At 66.1% G+C, this 18575-nt stretch carries 6 protein-coding genes; 4 read left to right on the top strand and 2 right to left on the bottom strand.

What is annotated here, in order from left to right:
• Window positions 1-89 precede the first annotated feature (89 nt).
• Together AC06FE_RS15630 and AC06FE_RS15625 are read right to left on the bottom strand one after the other, a co-directional pair.
• Complete coding sequence (locus AC06FE_RS15630; protein WP_478073561.1) at window positions 90-1577, bottom strand: hypothetical protein; 1488 nt, start codon at window positions 1575-1577, stop codon at window positions 90-92.
• Window positions 1574-3259: an Hsp70 family protein gene (locus AC06FE_RS15625; protein ID WP_478073560.1), complete on the bottom strand. Its 1686-nt coding sequence runs from the start codon at window positions 3257-3259 to the stop codon at window positions 1574-1576. The genes AC06FE_RS15630 and AC06FE_RS15625 overlap by 4 nt, the downstream gene beginning before the upstream one ends.
• 210 nt (window positions 3260-3469) lie before the next feature.
• On the opposite strand from AC06FE_RS15625, the gene AC06FE_RS15620 reads away from it, so the two are divergent.
• The 4 genes from AC06FE_RS15620 to AC06FE_RS15605 all read left to right on the top strand — a co-directional run bounded on the left by AC06FE_RS15620 (window position 3470) and on the right by AC06FE_RS15605 (window position 18566).
• Complete coding sequence (locus AC06FE_RS15620; RefSeq protein ID WP_478073559.1) at window positions 3470-5614, top strand: S46 family peptidase; 2145 nt, start codon at window positions 3470-3472, stop codon at window positions 5612-5614.
• Between the two features lie 149 nt (window positions 5615-5763).
• Window positions 5764-6498, top strand: a complete 735-nt coding sequence (locus AC06FE_RS15615) for a winged helix-turn-helix domain-containing protein (protein ID WP_192287140.1) — start codon at window positions 5764-5766, stop codon at window positions 6496-6498.
• 336 nt (window positions 6499-6834) lie between these two features.
• Window positions 6835-15189: an SdrD B-like domain-containing protein gene (locus AC06FE_RS15610; RefSeq protein ID WP_478073558.1), complete on the top strand. Its 8355-nt coding sequence runs from the start codon at window positions 6835-6837 to the stop codon at window positions 15187-15189.
• Window positions 15186-18566: an Ig-like domain-containing protein gene (locus tag AC06FE_RS15605; RefSeq protein ID WP_478073557.1), complete on the top strand. Its 3381-nt coding sequence runs from the start codon at window positions 15186-15188 to the stop codon at window positions 18564-18566. The genes AC06FE_RS15610 and AC06FE_RS15605 overlap by 4 nt, the downstream gene beginning before the upstream one ends.
• Window positions 18567-18575 lie beyond the last annotated feature (9 nt).

The following is an 18575-nucleotide window of genomic DNA, read 5'->3' as shown; positions in this document are numbered from 1 at the left end:
CCGGCCGTGCATCGCCGGGGATGGGCCGGGCGCGCCGCCATGCCGCGCCCGGCGTTACCGGGGAAATGCGTGCCGGGCGTGGCTCGGCACTACGGGGCGTCTTCCGTTGGTATCCGCTCGCCGCGCGTGCGAAGCAGGCGGCCCAGGTCGAACAGGCACAGGCCCAGCGTCAGGCCGCCGCTCAGCGCGCCGTAGGACAGGTTCAAGCCGCGCATGACGAACGGCGCGGCGAAGAACAGGCCGATCGCCAGCAGCGGCAGCATCTGGTTGAGCCGCGCCGAGGCGCGCAGCGCACGCCGCACGGCGAGCCACAGCGCGGCACCGCCCAACAGCATGCCCAGGAATCCCAGTGGCGTGGAGCTGAGCGCGATGGCGGCCACGGCAAGCAGCGGAAGCCACAGCCGCATCGCTGCAGGCGTGGGCAGCCAATGCATCAGCAACTTCCACGGCAGCACACCCATGCCCAGCAGCAGCGTGACCGCCGTACCGGTCAGGGCCAATGGCATCAGCTCACCTGGCGATGGCCAGCCCAGGCCTGCATCCAGGTCGGCGCTGGCTTTCATCACGTATACCGCAATGGGCAGCAGCAACCACAGTGCGGACAGGCCGATGCCGCGGATCAACCCCAGCAGCACACGATCCTGGCTGAGCCGACCGTCATCGGTGACCGCGCGCCAGAACCTGACCTGCATCTCGTGCAACGGCGGGCAGGGCAGGAAAGCGGCCGCGTCGCCGAGGTGCCGCAGCGCATTGCGCATCATGTGCAGGCGGGCCGGGTTTGCCGCGCTCAGCAGCGCCTGCAGGTGGTGCCACGGACGGGTCAGCAGCGTGCGGCACCGCCGTGTGTCGGGCAGTGTCGCCGGTGCGTCCTGGTCGGTCTGCAGTTCCAGTGCCAACGCCGCTTCGTTGCCCGCCTGCCAGATCCAACGCTGGCGCAGCGTCTCGCGCATGCCGGCCAGCGTGTCCGGGTCGACATGCGTGCCCACCTGGTCCCAACCGAACGCCGTGGCGAGCAGATCGAAATTGGCGCCGCCGATGGCGTCGCCACCGTGGTACAGGCGGCCGAGGAGCTCGCCACCGGCATCGGCCTTGCCGCTCAGCGACCAGAGCTCCGGGCACGTGTCCAGCCAAACCTGGAAGCGGTCCGGTGGCTGCGTGCCGGCGGCGTCGATGATGCGCGCGACCAGCGCGTCGAGGTCGATGGCCGGTGGCAGGACCAGATCGTCCTGCGCCAACCAGGTCGGTTCGGCGTACGGGTGGGTGGGCGCGACGGCCGCGGGTGCGGCACCGGCCAGCACGTCGGCCAACGACTGCGGCTCGATGATGATCTCCCCTGCATCCGGCTGCGCCGTCGGCCATGGGTCCTGGTCATTGTCCGGTGCTTCGGCGTCGGTGGTCGCCAACGCCTGTTGATGGCGCTGCCAGTGCAGGGCGGTCTGGTAGGCCTCGTGCAGGCGCTGGAAGGCCGCGGCGTCATCGTCCGGGCGGTTGCTGCGCAACAACCGGGCATAGGCGCGCTTGATTGCGCGCTCGTCGGCGCTGGCGTCGAGCTCGAGTACTTCCAGCGCCCAGTTCACTGCAGTCCCTCCAGCTCGTCCAGTGCCCGGCCGAGTTCGCGCCGGTGGCGCTCCACGCGCTGCGAGTCCTGGCTTTCCAGTGCCTCGCGGAACTGCAGCAGCCAGCCCTGCAACTGCTCGCGCTGGTCCACGTGTTCGGAGTACAGGCGCTCGGTGCGCGCGATCAGCGCAATGTTGGGTTGATGGTCACGCGGGTGCACCTTCAACGCCTGCAGTGCCTGCAGGCGTTGCTGGATCTGGTCCGGGGCCAGCACGCCGGGGTTCTGCTCCAGCACCAGCTCGTGGCGCTTGCCGGTGGCGTTCTCGGTGACCTCGACCTGCAGGATGCCGTCCACGTCGTAGGTGAAGCGGGTGGTGACCGAGCGGTCCTCGTTGCCGTGGTTGGTCAGCGGAATCTGCAGTTCGCCGAGCTTGATGTTCCTGTCCACCGTGGGGCTTTCGCCCTGGTAGACATCGAAGCGCAGGACCTTCTGCTCGGCATGCACCGGATGGAACACGTCCTCGCGGCTGACCGGAACCACGCTGTTGCGCTGGATGATGGGATGGAAGTAGCCGGTGCGCTCCTTGCCGTCCGGGCCCATCCGCGACACCTGCGTTCCCAGTGTGTAGGGACAGACATCGGTCAGCACCACTTCCCGCAGCGCGCTGTCGCGCGCCTTCATGCCGGCGGCGACGGCCGCGCCGAGGGCGATGGCCTGGTCCGGGTGGATATGGCGCAGTGGCAGGCGCCCGAACATGCGCGTGGCAAGGCGCACGACCATCGGCATGCGCGCCGCGCCGCCGACCAGGATGATGTCGTCCAGTGCCTCGGGCTTGAGCCGCGCGTCGCGGATGGCGCGTTCGATGGGCGTGCGCATCCGTTGCAGCAGCGGTTCGCACAGCTGCGCATAGCGGGCTTCATCCAGATGCCAGTGCAGCTCGCGGCCGCCCAGCGTGAGTTGCAGGTCAACCGCGCTGCGCGCGCTGAGCTCGCGCTTGAGCTGCTCCAGGCGGTGCAGCAATTGCGCCTGCTCGCTGGCATCGAGCGTCGCCGGGTCGAGTTTCATGTCCTGCCGGAAGGCGTGCGCCAGTACCTGCAGGAAGTCCTCGCCGCCGAGGAAGTTGTCGCCGGCGCTGGCATGGACCTCGACGATGCCGTCGAACAGCTCGAGGATCGATACGTCGAAGGTGCCACCGCCCAGGTCCAGCACCAGGATGCGCCCCTCGCGCTCGCGTTCCTGCAGCCCATAGGCCAGGGCCGCGGCGGTCGGCTCGTTGATCAGGCGCTCGACGCGGATGCCGGCCAGTTCTCCCGCGGTGCGGGTTGCCTTGCGCTGCGCGTCGGAGAAATAGGCCGGCACGCTGATGACGGCCTCCTCGACCTTGTGGCCGAGCGCGGCTTCGGCGTCGGCCAGTAGTGCGCGCAGCACCAGCGCGGACAGCTCCTCCGGGCGGAAGCGGTGGCTGCCCAGCCGGGTCTCGCGGTCGGTGCCCATCCAGCGCTTGAAGTGCGCCACGCTGTCGCCGGGATGGCTGACCAGCCGGTCGCGTGCGGCCTGGCCGACCAGCACCGCGCCATCGGCGACGCTGACCGCCGAAGGCGTCAACACCTGGCCGTGCGGGTTTGGAAAAAGGACCGGGCCGTCGGCACCGTGCATGCCGATCAACGAGTGCGTTGTGCCCAGATCAATGCCGACGATCATCCCTGATGCCCCTGTTCAAGTTGTCGTTGCGATTGTAGGCAAGCCACCGCGATGCGGAAACACGCCGTGCAACCGGGTGATGGATCGACATGCGGCACGGGCCTGCATGCCGGCGCGGGCATCGGGGCGCCGACCATGACCGCTGGCGGTTGCCGCTGTTGGCTGGCACGGCTACTGTCTGGCCCTGTTCTGCATTCCGCTGGAGTACCCATGACCCGCAAACCGCTTGCCGCCGCCCTGGCGCTGGGCATGTCCCTGGCCACCGCCGCCCATGCCAACGAAGGCATGTGGATGCCGACGCAGCTGCCTGACCTGGCCGGCACGCTGAAGGACGCGGGGTTCAAGGGCAATCCGGCCGAACTGGCCGACGTCACCGCGCCGCCGCTGAGCGCGGTGGTGCGGGTCGGTGGCGGCACCGGCTCGTTCGTCTCCGGCGACGGCCTGCTGCTGACCAACCACCACGTGGCCTATGGCGTGATCCAGTACAACGCCAGCAAGGAACACAACATCATCGACGAGGGCTTCATCGCCCAGGGGCGCGCCGACGAACGCGCGGCCAACCCGGATTACCGCGTGCTGGTGACGGTGGGCTTCGACAAGGTCACCGATGACGTGCTCAAGGACGCACGCGGCAAGACCGGCCGCGCCTACTACGATGCGGTGGAGAATGCGCGCAAGCGCATCGTCGCCGACTGCGAGGCCGAAGGCGGCGTGCGCTGCTCGGTGGCCAACATGTACTACGGCAGCGACTTCTACCGCATCCGCCAGCTGGAGCTGACCGACATCCGCCTGGTCTATGCGCCGCCGCGCGCGATCGGCAACTACGGTGACGAGATCGACAACTTCATGTGGCCGCGCCACACCGGTGACTTCACCCTGCTGCGTGCCTACGTGGGCAAGGACGGCAAGCCGGCGCCGTACAGCAAGGACAACGTGCCATACCACCCGCCGGCACACCTGACGATGTCGCTGGACGGGCCGAAGGAAGGCGACTACGCGATGCTGGCCGGTTACCCGGGCACCACCTACCGGCTGCGCACCGCCGCCGAGTTCGCCAACCAGATCGATACGGTGCTGCCGCGCCGCGTGGCGGTGTTCCAGCAGCTGATCGACACCATCGAGGCGATCGGCAAGGACAATGCCGATGCACGCACGCGCTACGCCTCGCAGCTGCAGTCGCTGAAGAACAACCGCAAGCGCGCCGCCGGCGAGCTGGAAGGGCTGCTGCGCAGCGATGCCAAGACCCAGCGTGCGCAGGACGAGCAGGCGATGCTGGCCGCCACCGACCGCAAGTACAACGCCGACATCGATGCGCTGTTCGCCTCGCTGGCGGCCGGTGAGCAGGCCGGTGCCAGCGAGTTCCTGGTGACGCTGATGTCCAGCCAGACCCAGCTGCTGCGCTCGGCCATGCTGCTCGAACGCCTGCGCATCGAATCGGCCAAGCCCGACGCCGAGCGCGAGAGCGGTTACCAGCAGCGCGACCAGGCGCTGATCGAAGGCGTGCTCAAGCAGGTGCAGCGTCGCTACGACCCGACGGTGGAGAAGGCCATCCTCACCGCGCTGCTGACCCGCTACCAGCAGCTGCCCGATGCACAGCGCGACGCGCACTACGACAACCTGTTCGGCCGTACCCCGGCTGAGCTGGCCCGGCACCTGGACGAGATGTACGCGCAGACCCGCCTGGGCGACGAGGCGCAGCGCCTGTCGCGCTTTGAATCCGCGCGCAAGGGGGGATTCATCAAGGGCGACGCGCTGGTGTCGGTGGCGTCGGCGCTGGTGATGGCGCAGCTCAACGCCGAGCGCGAAAGCAAGGAGCGCGAGGGCGAGCAGCTGCGCCTGCGGCCGTCGTACATGCAGGCGCTGTTCGATTGGCGTGCAAAGCAGGGCCGGGCGGTTTACCCGGATGCCAACAGCACGCTGCGCATCAGCTACGGCAAGGTCGAGGCGCTGCACCCGCGCGACGCGGTCAGTTATTCGCCGGTGACCACGGTGGCCGGCATCGTCGAGAAGAACACCAACACGGTGCCGTTCGATGCGCCCAAGCCGCTGCTGGCGGCCATCGCCAAGGGTGACTTCGGCAGTACCGCCGATCCGGCGCTGAAGACGCAGACGGTCAACTTCCTGACCAACCTGGACACCACCGGCGGCAACTCCGGCTCGCCGGTGCTCAATGCCAAGGGCGAGCTGATCGGCCTGAACTTCGATTCCAACTGGGAGTCGGTCAGCGCCAGCTGGTGGTTCGACCCGCGCTACAAGCGTGCCGTGCACGTGGACATGCGCTACCTGCGCTGGCTGCTGGCCAAGGTCTACCCGGCACCGGCGCTGCTGCAGGAGATGGGCGTGCCGGCGCAGTAAGCCCGGCCGCACCGGCAGAACTGTAACGGGGCCTACGGGCCCCGTTACTGTTTAATCTTCTGACACATGTACCCTCCCGTAACTGGTATTACGCTGGGCTAGAATCCGACATACGTAGGCAATGGTATGCCTTCGAACAGGAGTGATCGGTGCAGCAACAGGACAACATCATGGTGGGCGTCGAGCGGGAGCTGGCCCTGGCGCCACTGCGGATATGGATCGTCGGCAGCCTGGATGTGGTGCAGCCGCTGGTCTGGCATGGCGCGCAGGTGCATGCGCTGGACAGCATCGACGCGCTGTACCGCGAGCTGGCCATCGTGCCGTGCGACATCGTGCTGATCGACACCTCGCAGATCCGCGAGGACGTGGCCCGCACCGTGGCCCACCTGCGCCGTCGCGATGACCTCGGCGTGGTCCTGCTGGTCGACCCGGCCACCCCCGAGGCGGTGGCCGAAGGCCTGTGGGCCGGCGCCGACGCCTGCCTGCCGCAGCGGCCATCGTCCAACGTGCTGGCGGCCAAGCTGTATAGCCTGCGTCGTCGCTTGCCCGGCGAGCCGGCGCAGGTGGTGGAGGCCAGTGCCGCCCGCCTGCCGGAACAGGGCTGGATGCTGGAATCCGATGCCTGGGACCTGCGCGCGCCGGGGGGCAGCCTGCTGGCCCTGACCGAAGCAGAACGGGCGTTTCTGTCCCTGTTGTTCTCGTCCCCCTCTGAGACGGTGGCGCGTGAGCGCCTGATCGAAGCCCTGACCGACCAGCCCTGGAGCTTCGACCCGCACCGCATCGAAGTGCTCGTCCACCGGCTGCGCAACCGCGTGCGGATGGCCACCGGCCATACCCTGCCGATCCGCGCAGTACGGGGAAGTGGCTACCGCTTGACGGTCTGAATGTATAAATTTCGTTCAGAATAAATTCACGGATTTGAAATTTCGCGCATTCAGCCGAATTCCGCGGATGCATCGTGATTTCCCTGTGAAAACAAGATGATGGCGATGTGAGCCAGATCACATTATTTGTGTGACGTGAGGAAGTGAAAGTATCCGTCACGCGGCGGCACTGTTTCCGCGTAAGAGCGCAGTGAGAATCCGCGCCGTCACACGCACCTCACGGTGCTGAATTGCGACCCGTTTTGGGGCGGGTCGCCAAACCAGAAGAAGAACGTACACACGCGGGCTGCCACTGCATGGCGGCCCGGCCGCGCAGTGTTTGCAGAGGCTTTCCCGGTGAACAATCAAATCGAGCAGTGCATTGCCAGTGATGGCGTCATGGACGAAATGCGGCTGGGTCGCAGTGGCACCCGGTGGTGCTGGAAGCACAGAGCAGGCGCATTGCTGCTGCTGGCTGCATCGTTCCTGCCGGTAGCGGCATGGGCAGGTGCCAGGCCGGACGAGATCCAGCCGCCCAACAACATGGGCGTGCAGATGGTTGAAGACATGACCATCGACTGGACCGCGGTGCCCGCCGGTTCCGGCGGTGTACTGAAGGTGGACCTGGGTAACGCACTGACCGTGGACCCGGCTGACCTGGCGGCACTGGGTTGCTCACTCAATGCAACCATTCTGAGCTGCCCGGTAGCGACGGGCATTCCGGGTGGCACGCTGACGGTACCGGTACGGGGCTTGAGGGTGGGGACCTTCACCCTGGTGGCGACGGGCGATGACGCCAACACCACCACTGCCAGCAATTCCGGTTCGATCATCCACAGCGGTGACCTGTCCGTCACCAAGACCAAGGTGTCTCCTGTCGGTAACGCCATTGCCGGCGGCATGGTCCATTTCGAGCTGAAACCGCGCATCACCGGCATCGATTCCGATGTGCCGGCCGGCGCAACCATCGTGGTCAAGGACAAGCTGCCGGGCGGTCAGGGCCAATTCGCGCAGGTTACGGCCACTTCCAGTGGTGGCCCCGCCGGCAGCTGCCAGTACAGCGCTGCCGCGCATGAAGTCGTGTGTACCTATGCAGGCCCCTTCAGCGCGGCCAGCTTCAACAACACGACCATCAGCGTGGCCGGCAAGCAGATGCTGGATGGCGACTTCATCAACCAGGCTGAGATCTATCCGGAGTCGACGCTCACCTACCTTGATCGCGTCAACACGAACAACACTGACGATGTGCAGTACACCACCGAGCGGGGTACTGACATCGAGGCGCTGGTGTCGCCGCTGCCGGGTCCTTATCTGCCTGGCAACCAGGCGGACGTGACCATCAGTTTCAGGAACAACGGCCCTGTGACGTCCACCAATGGTGTGGTGCAGGCGGTCATCCCCGACGGCATGACCATCGTCAGCGTGCCTGCAGGTTGCAGCATGCCCGTGCCGAACGTGCCACCGCCGGGCCAACTGGTGGTGTGCCGGGTTGCCGACGTGATTCCGGGTGGCACGCTTGCCCCCGGACAGAAGGCGGATTTCCCCATCAAGGTGGAAATGCCGCCGCTGACCAATCCGAATGCGCCGCAGACCGGCACCATCACGGTGAAGGCGATTCCGGACAGCAGCCTGCAGGACGCCGACCCGAACAACAACGACAAGAGCGTGGACTTCACGGTCCATCCGCCGATCGCGGACCTGTCGCTGACCAAGGCCAAACAGGGCGCCACTGGCAGCCCGCTCAGCGGCCCCCAGGTGCCGGGTACCACCATCCGCACGGAGCTGACGATCCGTAACGAGAACAGCAGTTCCGGCGACCTGCGCTACAGCAGGGCCGAACCGCTCCAGGTGGTGGACTTCGTCCGTCCGGAGGAAATCAAGAACGATCAGCTGAGCAATGTGACGGACGCCAGCATCTGGGTCTGCACGGTATCCAATGCATCCGGCGCGCAGATGGCCCAGGCGCCGTCCCCCAACCATACGAAGATGGTGGTGTGCAAGACCACCGGCCCAAGCGTGGCGGCAGGCCCGGCGCTGGCCTCGGACCTGAGCTCCTTCAACACGCTGGTCCGTGACGGGACGCTTGTCGTCCGCTTTGACACCACGATTGCCGACATGGCGCCGAATGCCACGCCGGTCACGTTGAATGACAAGGCCTGCACCGGTACCACCGCGCTGGACCTGCTGGGCGTGCCCACCGCTGGCCGCCCGTATCCGGCTGACAGCAACGCAGGCAACGACTGCCGGGAAGCTGGCGGCAATCTGGTCGGAACCCCGGTGGGTGAAACCGGCGACAGCGGCGCGATCACCATCAACAAGACCGTTTCCAAGGACGGTGTTGCCGCCACTGCGCTCGAGAACGTGACGCTGTCCGAGCTCGACAACAACCTGTACTGGCATATCAGCATCACGCGTGGGACCGAACCGGGCCTGTTGCCGATTCCGACGTTGAACCTGACCGACGCAGTGCCCGGCATCGTCAACCTGCCGCACCTGAAAACCCCGGCCATCGCGGTGCTGATTGAAGCGGGATCGACGGGATACGCCTCACACAATTGCCCCGCCACCATCGCTGCGGGCCAGAAGAACCTGAGCTGTGCGTTCAAGGACGTGCAGCCGGGCGCCGTGATCAACATCCGGCTGCATGTCCAGCGCGAGCTGGGTGTTCTCGACAGCGTCGCAGGTACCGGGGCCAACCGTCGCCTGGTCAACACCGCATCGCTCTCCTCGCCGGACGCCGTGCTGACCGGCCGAGTCAGTGACTCAGCCGCGGCCGAAGTGGCGCCGCGCCTGGATGTGGCGATCAGCAACAAGACGGTGAATCCGTCCAGGCCGGCCATCGGCCAACCCGTCAAGTTCACCATCACCGCGACCAACCGTGGGCCGTACCACATTTACAACGATGGCGAATTCACGGTAGTTGACGATTTCTACACCGGCACGGCGGACATGAGCCAGCCGTCGTATGACCTGACGGGGACCCCCGCGCAGTTGTTTGCCGGTACCTCAGGGGCATTGCAATGCACTACGCAAGCCAATACCCCAAGCGCGAACTACACGCGCGTGTCCTGCACCAACACCCAGCAAATTGACGCCAACTCAGCGCATCCCGTGGTCGTCAATACACGGGTGCTGCGTCCGGCCCTGAATGCGATCACGCATCCGGTCGGTGCGACCATCTACGACAACCCGGTTGCCAAGAACAGCGCATCGGCTGTGCTGGGCGGTGGCCTGTGCGAGTGGCGCGCCGACGGCGACAGCGTCAGCGCTGCCTGCAATGACCCCAGCGCGCAGAGCAACAACCGGCATGAGATGGACTTCCAGGTCACCTCGCCGGACGTGGATCTGGAGCAGGGCAAGATCAAGGTGGTGCCGAACGGCCAGCGCGACTTCCGCCTGAACGATGTCATGACCTTCCGCTTCACGCTGCGCAACAACGGCCCGACGCGCGCAGAAAAGGTGGTCATGACCGACTACCTGCTGGAGGAGGCTATCGGCTACGAGTACCAGTTGTTGACCGCCAGTGGTCAGAACTACAACGTGGGTACGCTGCCGTCCGGCTACACCCGCGTGGCGCGTAACGCGAGCTGTGCGCTTTCAAGCAGCACCGGCCCGGGCAAGCAGAAGGTCGAGTGCACGCTGAGCGAAGACCACCTGGATGCCAAGGAGCAGGTCGATTTCGAACTGCGCTTCAAGCTTGTCAACCAGGGCAGCAATACGGCCACGGCCAGCAATGGTGTGCCTTACGGCAACATCGCCGTGATCTGTTCGGCAGAGAGCAACAACCCGGCCAGCAGCGTCAATGGCTACGAGAAGAACGGCTGGTGTGGTCCGACGGTCAGCAGCCAGAACAACAACGCCGCGCGTGTGAACGGCACGTTGTTCCCTTGGGCGGACCTGACCATCAACAAGGACACCAACCTGCCTGCGGGACAGACGGCCATCGAGGTGGGTGAGGCCGTGCCTTACGTGATCACCCTGGTGAACAATGATTTCTCCGATGCAGGTGGCTCGCGCGCGGGCGACACCGTGTCGCGCCTGCGCATGGTCGATACGCTTCCCAAAGGCTTTGTGTGGTTGACCACACCGGGCAAGCAGCCGACGGCTGCAGCCAATGGCAGTGCGGCCGTCAATGCACCATTGACTGTCAGCGCGGGTGTGCCCGCGGCGGGCACCGGCAACGTCTGCTTCCTGTCTGGCGGCAGTGCACAGATCACCAATGCTTCCCAGCACCAGGAAGTGACCTGTGACCTGCACGGCACCTTCCCCACCGGGGCAGCCAACAGTGTTGCCATCACCTTGTGGGCAATGCCGGTGCCGGGCGTGTACACCGGTCCGTTCAACCTGCCGGTGAAGAACACCGCCAAGGTAAGCCCGGGTCTGGACGGCGATGGCCAGCCGACCTTCGATGAGACGGTTACCACCAACAACGAAGACGATGCGGATGTGCCGGTGATTCGTGCTGCCAGCATTGCCGGCCGCGTGTTCGTGGACGTCGGTGACGACGGCGACCAGCACCCGGGCGACGCGGCCATCGGCCAGGTAACGGTGAAGTTGACCGGTACGGATGCTTTCAACAATCCGATCGCGCTGGAGACCCAGACCGATGCCAGCGGTGACTACCTGTTCGCGGCGCTGCCTCCGTCCAACGCGGCTGGCTATACCATCGTCCAGGTGCGTGGCCCGACCACCAACGGCTATGACAATGGCTTGCCGCAGCCCAACACGCCGCGCACGCATCGCAACGGCATAAGCACGGGCGTCACGCCGGCTGGCGGCAGCTACGCGGTGGGCAATACCCCCACCCAGAGCAGCATTGCAGGCGTGGTGATCGCCAGCGGAGCCGACGGCGTGCAGTTCGATTTCCCGAAGTTCAACGGGCGCAGCATTGGCGGCTTTGTGTTCGCCGACCGTGCCCGCGATGACATCTATGTCACCAGCTCGATCGATACGCCGATTCCCTCGGCCAAGGTGGAGCTGCTGGTATGGAACGCCGGCAAGGGGGGGTACGAGCTGTCGCAGGACGTGCAGACCAATCCGGATGGCAGCTACCTGTTCACCGGCCTGACGCCGTCGGCACGCTATGCCCTGCGCGAAGAACTGCCGGCCACGTATCTCAACCTGCACAGCGCGGTCAAAGCCGGCACCGTGAACGGCGCGGCCTGCGTGGGCTGCGTGGTCTCCAGAGAAGGCACGACCGGCCCTGCGGCCGATGTAGACCTGATCAGCGAGATCAGCCTGCTGGCAGGCAATGGCGCCAACTTCAACTTTGGTGAAGTGGTCCCGGTGTCGGTCTCCGGCACGGTGTTCTTCGACCTCAACAACAATGGCGTGAAGGAAGCGGGCGACGCCGGCATCGGTGGCGTGGATATCCGTCTGACCGGTACCGACGACCTGGGCAATGCGGTTGACCTGCCGTTGCAGACCAACGCCGACGGAACCTTCAGCTTCGAAGGCCTGCGTCCGGGCACCTACACCCTGATCGAGCCGACCCAGCCGGCCGGCACCGCGCAGGGCAAGACCACGGCAGGCCAGCTGGACAGCACCAAGGGCAACAGCGGTACCGCCAGCAATGGTGCGGCACCGGAATCGAGCAAGATCACCAACATCGACCTGACCCGGCCGGGTGATTTCTCCAGCGACAACCTGTTCGCCGAGGTGCCGACCAACAGCGGCATCACCGGCAAGGTGTGGATGGATGCCAACAATGACGGCGTGGTCGATCCGGGCGAGGACGGTATTGCCGGCGTCGAAATGGAACTGACCGGCACCGACATCAACGGCAACCCGATCACCCCGATCACCGTCACCACCGGTGCCGATGGCAGCTACAGCTTCCTCAACCTGCCTCCGGGCGAATACAAGGTGGTGGAGAAGCAGCAGCCGGCCGGCACCAATGACGGCAAGACCAAGCCGGGCAACATCGGCGGCACGCCGATGGGGACCGGATCGCTGGAAGGCAGCGCCACCGCACAGAACCCGTCGTTCATCGGCACGATCACCGTTGGCGTGGGCCAGGTGTCGGTCGAGAACAACTTCGGCGAAGTGCCGGCGGCCAGCATTTCCGGCAACGTCTACAACGACAGCAACGACGACGGCATCCGCCAGCCTGAGGAAGGCGGCTTTGCCAACGTCACCGTCGAGTTGACCGGCACCGACGACCTGGGCAACCCGGTCACGCTGACCACCACCACCGACGCCAACGGCAAGTACACCTTCGAGAACCTGCGTCCGGGCACCTATGTGGTGACCGAGCCCAACCAGCCGGCTGAAACGCTCAACGGCAAGACCACCGCCGGCAGCACGGGTGGCACGGGCGGCAATCCGTCGACGACCACCTCGGAGATCACCGGCATCGTGCTCAAGCCGGGCGACAAGTCGGTGGACAACAACTTCGGCGAGATCGGCGATTCGCCGGACATGCTGGTGAGCAAGTCGTCCGACACGGTGAAGTTCACCGTCAACAACGTCGCCACGTACACCATCCGCGTGCGTAACGGCGGGCAGCAGGCATCCACGGGCGAGTACATCGTCAAGGACCGCCTGCCGGCTGGCCTGAACCTGGCGGAAGTTCCGTCCGGCAATGGTTGGACCTGCTCCGGCGCGGTGGGCGATGCCCGCTTTGAATGCCGCAGTTCGGAAGTGGTCAACGCCGGTGCGACCTCCACCTCGGACATCACCGTCAAGGTGAACGTCACCGCCGAGGCCGCGCAGGCCGGCACCGTCAACAACGCCGTGCTGGTGGAAGGCGGCGGTGAGAACGAGTTCCGCACCCCGACCACCACCGAGCGCAACACGTTCGAAGGCGATGTGACCCAGTTGCCGGTGTGCGATGCGGCCATCACCCAGAACGTGTGCCGCGTGCCCAACCAGGTGCAGCTGTCCGCATCGGTCGGCGGCACCGTGTGGTACGACATCGGCAGCGACGATGCCTTCCTCGACGGCGGCGATACGCGCCTGCAGTCGTGGATCGTGGAACTGCTGGATGCGGCAACCGGCCAGGTTGCCAAGACCACCACCACCGCCGTGGACGGCAGCTACCGCTTCGGCGACGTGGTGCCGGGCATCAAGTGGAACATCCAGTTCCGTGACCCTGCGTCGGGCGTGTTGTGGGCGTGGCCGGTGAACCAGGAAACCGCCGGCGGCATGGGCGTGTCCTGTAACGCCACGCGTGCCATCAGCGATGGCAGCAGCAGCGCCTGCCGTATCACCGAGAACGGCACCAGCCAGCTGCAGGTCGTGCTCGAAGCCGGGCAGCATCTGCCGCAGCAGAGCCTGCCGGTGGATCCGTCGGGCGTGGTCTACGACGCCATCACCCGTGATCCGGTGCCGGGCTCCATCGTGACCCTGACCCCGGTGGGCGTGTGCAACGGCTACGACCCGAAGACCGCCATCCTCAACGCCGGTGCCGGTGGCTACCGCGTGGAAGGCAATGCGGTATCGATGACCGTGGGTACGAGTGGCTACTACCAGTTCATGTTCGGCCCGGCCGCGCCGGCACGTTGCGAGTTCCAGCTGACGGTGACGCCGCCGGGTGGCTACCAGTTCGTGTCGTCGCTGATTCCGCCGCAGGACGGTTCGCTGTCGCCGCTGGGCGCAGCCGGCACCAGCCACCTGGTGCAGCCGCAGGCCGATGCGCCGACCGGTGCGGTGGGCACGCCCACCCAGTACTGGCTGACCGTGTTTGCCGGTTCGGCCACCGCCGGCATCGTCCACAACCACCTGCCGTTGGATACCTCCGCCGGTACCGGCCTGGTCATCACCAAGACCGGTGACCGCCAGACCGCCGAGATCGGTGACACCGTGCAGTACAGCATCACCGTGCGCCAGACCTCCGGCAGTGCGATGGCGACGGTGAACATCGTCGATACGCTGCCGCGTGGCTTCACCTACATCGACGGCACCGCCCGTGTCGGCGGCCGCGCGCTGGATGAGCCGTTCGGCAAGCCGGGCCCGCGCCTGGGCTTCAACCTGGGCCCGATCAACGTCGGCCAGCAGTTGGTGCTGACCTACCGCGTGCGTGTTGGCGTCGGTGCGCAGCAGGGCGATGGCATCAACCGCGCGCAGGCCCATGGCTGCTCGATCACCGGTGGCTGTATCGATCCGGGTTCGATGACGCCGGTACCGGGTTCGGTGCCGTCCAACCAAGCGCAGTACCGCGTGCGCGTCACCGGTGGTGTGTTCACCGAGGAAGCCTGCGTGCTGGGCAAGGTGTTCGTGGACTGCAACAACAACCACGTGCAGGACAACGAAGAGCTGGGCATCCCGGGCGTGCGCCTGTACTTCTCCAACGGCACCTGGGTGATCTCCGATTCGGAAGGCAAGTACAGCTACTGCGGCCTGACCCCGCAGAGCCACACGCTGAAGGTGGATCCGTCCACCCTGCCGGCCGGCTCGCGCCTGACCACCAGCAGCAACCGCAACCTGGGCGATGCCGACAGCCTGTTCCTGGACCTGAAGAACGGCGAGCTGCATCGCGCCGACTTCATCGAAGGCAGCTGCTCCAACCCGCTGCTGGAACAGGTCAAGGCCCGTCGGACCCAGGGCGAGGTGCGTGCGCCGGAAACCGAAACCGGCCAGTCGCCGCTGCGTTTTGAAAGCAAGCCCGCCCGTGCGCCGCAGCAGGCCACGGACTCGGCCAACCAGAGACCGATCGTGCATCCGCGACCCAACCCGCCCTCGGCATCCGCTTCGCAGGAGGTGCAGCCATGAGCCGTCATTGCCTGCGCAAGATGCCGCGCATGAGCCTGCTGGCCTGCGCGCTGGCCACCGCCGCACTGCCGGTCATGGCACAGAACGTGGGTACCAGCTCGCGCTTCACGCCGGTGTTGGGTGATGCCACCACGTTGTATCCGCGCTCGCTGGTCACCACCGATACGCCGCCGGAAGTCGTCGCTGCCCGTTCGGGCCAGGCCGACTACAGCGGCAACGTCGGCGTGGACCGCGTGTCGGTGGAAGTGGACCGCGACGGCATCCCGGCCGACGGCCAGACGCCGGTGCATATCACCGTGCGCCTGCTCGGTGCCGACGGCAAGCCGTTGGCCGGAAAGAGCTACGCCACCATCGAGAACAGCGGTGGCCGCCTGCGTCTGCCGGGCTCGCGCACCGATGAATTCGGTCCGGGCGCGGCCGATGCCGACAAGGTGATGCCGGGCGTACAGGTGGAAGTGGAAAACGGCGTGGCCGAGTTCGACCTGGTCGCGCCGCATGATCCGCAGGATGTGCTGTTGCGCATCACCGCCGGCGGCCAGACCGCCGAAGGCACCATTGGCTTCCTGCCGGAAATGCGCGAGCTGCTGGCGACCGGCCTGATCGAGGGCATCGTCAATTTCCGCAACAAGTCCAACGCCAGCCTGATCTCGCCGGTGCAGTACAACGACGCCTTCGACCGTGACATCCGTCGCTGGGAGAAGACGTTCAACAACGGCAAGGCCAATGCCGCCGCGCGCACCGCGTTCTTCGTCAAGGGCCAGATCAAGGGTGAGTACCTGCTCACCGCCGCCTACGATTCGGACAAGGACGTGCGCGGCCGTCTGCTGCGTGACATCCAACCGGAAGAGTTCTACCCGGTGTACGGCGACTCGTCGCTGCGCGGCTTCGATGCACGTTCGGCCGAACGCCTGTACGTGCGCATCGACAACAAGCGCAGCTACCTGCTGTACGGCGATTTCCAGACCGGCGACACGCTGGCCACCACCAGTGGCATCGGTGGCAGCGGCCCGATCCCGCAACGCAGCCTGAGCACCTACAACCGTACCGCCACCGGCCTGGGCTGGCATTTCGAAAGCGAGCGCGTGCGTACCAACGTGTTCGCCATCGAAGACTCGCTGCGGCAGATCATCGAAGAGTTCCGCAGCCAGGGCAGCGGCCCTTACGCGCTGCGCAACAACGCCGTGCTGGAAGGCAGCGAGCGCGTGGAGATGATCGTGCGCGACCGCAACCAGCCCACGCGCATCGTTTCGGTGAAGCCGCTGGCGCGGCTGGTGGACTACAGCTTCGAGCCGTTCTCGGGCCGCATCCTGCTCAACCAGTTCCTGCCCTCGTTCGACAGCGACCTCAACCCGGTGTCGCTGCGCATCACCTATGAACTGGACCAGCGGACCGAGAAGTTCTGGGTGGTGGGCGCCGATGGCCAGTTCAAGCTGACCGACAAGCTCGAAGTGGGCGCCTCGGCGGTGGAAGACCGCAACCCGTACGCCGAGTTCAAGATGGGCAGCGTCAACGCCGGTTACCGCTTCGGTGAGAACACGATGCTGGTCGCCGAGTTCGCCCGCACCCGCAGCGAGGTCAACACCAACTCGCTCAACCAGGTCACCTCGCAGGGTTTGAAGGACGTGGTGGGTGAGGTGGAAGGCGATGCATGGCGCGTGGAATTCGCCCATGACGGCGGCAAGTTCGACGCCCGCCTGTTCGCCGCACGCACCGATCCCGAGTTCAACAACGCTGCCTCGCCGTTGTACGGCGGCCGTGGCGAGTACAGCGCCCGCATGGCCTACGCCGTGGGCCCGCGCCTGGAGCTGTACGTCGAAGGGCTACGCAGCGAAGACCGCAATCCGGATGGCGGCAAGCGTGACGCCGGCGGTGCGGGCGTGCGCATCGGTGCCACCGAGCGTCTGACAGTGGACTTCGGTCTGCGCAGCATCCGCGAGACCATCGGCGTCACCTCGCCGTGGTCGTCCGGTGCGCCGTTCGGGCAGACCGGTGGACTGACCGGTGGCTTCGCCACGGGTGGCGGCGGCGGTGCGCTGGGCTATGGCCAGCAGGCACTGGACCCGGCCACCGGCTTGATGGTCATCAATGGATCGTCGAGCGGCAGCCCGATCACCAGCGACCTGCCGGTGGGCACCAAGTTGGAATCGGACAGCGCACGCATCGGCCTGGGTTACCGCTTCAGCGACAAGTTCAGCGGTGGCGCCGAGTACGAACAGAGCGTCAGCGGTGAAGACCGCAACCGCGTTGCCGCGGGCGTCGACTACCAGGTGTTCGAGCGCAGCCGCCTGTACGGTCGCTACGAAAAGCAGACCGGCCTGACCAGCGCCTATGGCATCACCACCACCGACCGCGAGGCCGATGCGTTGGTGTTCGGTATCGACAGCAGCTACATCCGCGACACGCAGGCCTTCTCCGAGTACCGCATGCGTGACTCGATCAGCGGCCGCGACGTGCAGGCGGCCTCGGGCATCCGCAACAACTGGGACATCGCCCAGGGCCTGCGCCTGAGCAGCTCGATCGAACGGGTGAACGTGGTGGCCGGTGACACCGGCGACAGCACCGGCCTGGCGCTGGCGTTGGACTACACCGCCAATCCGCTGTGGCGCGGTGCCATCCGTGGTGAACACCGCATCTCCGAGGACGTGCCGGGCACCACTGCCAACGAGGCCTTCAACACCACGCTGCTGCAATTCATGGTGGCGCGCAAGTTGAGCCGCGACTGGACGCTGCTGGGTCGCAACTACCTGCTGGCCACCAACTACGAAGACCGTGGTGACGTGCTGCAGGATCGCTTCCAGCTTGGCCTGGCCTACCGCGACACCGACCGCAACCGGGTCAACGCGCTGATGCGCTATGAGTACAAGCTCGAGCGCGACGAGAGCGGCCTGACCCTGCTCGACGGTGAAGTGGTGGATGGCACCAGCCAGGACGTGCGCACCCGCGCGCATATCGTCTCGGCGCATGCCGACTGGCACCCGTCGCGTCCGTGGTGGCTGACCGGCCGCATCGCCGGCAAGTGGCAGCGCGACCAGTTCGCCTACAGCGACGGTGGCCGCGTCAACAGCAGCTTCAATGCCGTGCTGGTGTCCGGCCGCGTGGTCTACGACATCACCGAGAACTGGGACATCGGCGTGCTGGGTTCCACCTTCCGTGGCCAGTACGGTGCCAACCAGTACGCCTATGGTCTGGAAGTGGGCCGCCTGTTGCGCCAGAACCTGTGGTTGTCGGCCGGTTACAACTGGACCGGCTTCGAAGGCGACAGCGACCTCAACGGTTACGAGTACACGCAGCAGGGTGCGTTCCTGCGCCTGCGCTTCAAGTTCGATGAAGATCTTTTCCGTCGGGACCCGGTTCGTTACCGCGATCCGGCCCGCTGAGGATGACAC

The sequence above is a fragment of the Stenotrophomonas sp. Steno-C18 genome (genome assembly GCF_056393195.1).
Note: the sequence above shows the minus strand (reverse complement) of the source record. Positions and strands in the feature narration are given on the sequence as shown.